1 protein-coding gene is annotated in these 629 nt (G+C 68.2%); it reads right to left on the reverse strand.

The features are described from left to right. Window positions 1-512: M20/M25/M40 family metallo-hydrolase (locus AC1DYI_RS37830; RefSeq protein ID WP_477209180.1), on the reverse strand; the 512-nt coding region annotated here is incomplete at its 3' end. Window positions 513-629: the final 117 nt, after the last annotated feature.

A 629-nucleotide genomic window follows, 5' to 3' on the forward strand; every position in this document is an offset into this window, starting at 1 on the left:
GAAGTGGGCTCGCCGACGATGCAGCAGTCCAACTGTTCGCCGCGCTCTTTCAAGGCCTGCGCGACCTTGACCGTGCCATCGACCGAAGGGCCTTCCTCGTCGCTGGTCAGCAAGAAGGCGACGCGTCCGGCGTGCTGCGGGTGGGCGAGGGCGAATTCTTCGGCCGCCACGACCATCGCGGCGACTGAGGTCTTCATGTCGGCCGCGCCGCGGGCGTACAGCTTGCCGTTGCGGTAGCTGGGCACGAAGGGGTCGCTGCTCCAGGCGCCCAACGGCCCGGTGGGCACCACGTCGGTGTGGCCGGCGAAAACGACCGTCGGGCCGGGCCGAGTGCCACTGCGCACGGCCCAAAGGTTCGCGACACGGAAGTCGTCGGGCCCGAAGGGCAGGTGTTCGCAAGTGAAACCCGCCGCAGCCAAACGCTCGGCAATCAGCGCCTGGCAGCCTTTGTCGTCGGGGGTGACGCTGGGGCGGGCGAGCAGGTCCTCGAGAAGGCGAAGTACGGCCGTCATTCGATGTCTATGTGCATTCCGCCGTCGCCTGTCCGCCGACGTGGGCGATTAATCAAGTGGCGTGCGCGGATCCGGCTTTGCCGGTCCGCTGCGCGAGCCCCCTCGGGGAGCATTGCT

Source organism: Ideonella sp. P3_A4, assembly GCF_056403075.1.